Source organism: Actinomycetospora rhizophila (assembly GCF_042657905.1).
GTDB lineage: Bacteria > Actinomycetota > Actinomycetes > Mycobacteriales > Pseudonocardiaceae > Actinomycetospora > Actinomycetospora rhizophila.
Window position 1 is genome coordinate 1 of sequence record NZ_JBHSKG010000048.1, and the last position, 509, is coordinate 509.

Annotated in this window: 1 protein-coding gene; it reads right to left on the bottom strand. The window is 66.6% G+C overall.

Going from position 1 to position 509, the window contains the following annotated elements:
• Positions 1–509: cytochrome c oxidase subunit I (locus ACFPK1_RS33055; RefSeq protein ID WP_378025171.1), on the bottom strand; the 509-nt coding region annotated here is incomplete at both ends.

The window sequence follows — 509 nt, forward strand, 5'->3', positions numbered from 1 at the left end:
TGCAGCTCGAACGCCGGGCGCTCGGAGCGGATCCGCGGCAGCTCGGTGAAGTTGTGCCGCGGCGGCGGGCACGACGTGGCCCACTCCAGCGAGTTGCCGTGACCCCACGGGTCGTCGACCTCCACCGGGCGCCCGTAGCGCCAGCTGTGGAACGCGTTCCACACGAAGGGCAGCGTCGAGGCCCCGAGGATGAACGCCCCGATCGTCGAGATCGTGTTCAGCACGGTGAACCCGTCGGTGGCCGCGTAGTCGGCGTAGCGGCGCGGCATGCCCTCGTTGCCCAGCCAGTGCTGCACCAGGAACGTCATGTGGAACCCGATGAACGTCAGCCAGAAGTGGAACTTGCCGATGCGCTCGTCCATCATCCGACCGGTCATCTTCGGGAACCAGAAGTAGATGCCGGCGTAGGTGGCGAACACGATCGTGCCGAACAGCACGTAGTGGAAGTGCGCCACCACGAAGTACGAGTCCGACACGTGGAAGTCCAGCGGCGGGCTGGCCAGCAGCAC